The sequence below is a fragment of the Candidatus Frankia alpina genome (genome assembly GCF_902806485.1).
Classification (GTDB): Bacteria; Actinomycetota; Actinomycetes; order Frankiales; family Frankiaceae; genus Frankia; species Frankia alpina.
On the sequence record NZ_CADCWT010000585.1, the window covers coordinates 1 to 457 of the forward strand.

The 457-nt window shown below is 65.9% G+C and carries 1 pseudogene; it reads right to left on the reverse strand.

The features are described 5' to 3' along the window. Positions 1–194 precede the first annotated feature (194 nt). Positions 195–457: pseudogene (locus tag G6R25_RS24605) on the reverse strand (serine/threonine protein kinase); the annotation flags it as partial.

Consider the following 457-nt stretch of genomic DNA (forward strand, 5'->3'; position numbering starts at 1 on the left):
ACGGGGCCAATACTCCGCGTAGCAGATCGCAACCTAGAACGATCTTCCCGGGGCCCTGCCCCGGCGTCTGCCGGTTCAGGCTGCCCTCAGCTCCAACCGGCCTGCTGCGACAGCCCGGCGGTGAAGGTCCGATCATGATCGATCGGCGGCAGCCGCGATGGCAGACTTCGCCGATGCAACAGTGCCCTGGCGGGCTACGAGCTTTTGGCGAGAAGGCGGCTGGTGCCCTGCGGGTCGACCTTCAGTACTCGGGGGGAATCACCGATGTAGACGTTGCCGGCGCCGTCCACCGCCACCTGCTTGGGATTCCAGAGAACGATGGACGTAGCCGGTCCGTTGGTCTCATCGGTTTTCGGCGATCCCCAGACGAACGTCGTGCCGGACCCTGCGAACGCCGTGATGATGCCGTCCGGTGTGACGCGGCGGATCCGGTGGTTCGCACTGAGCCATTCCCGGC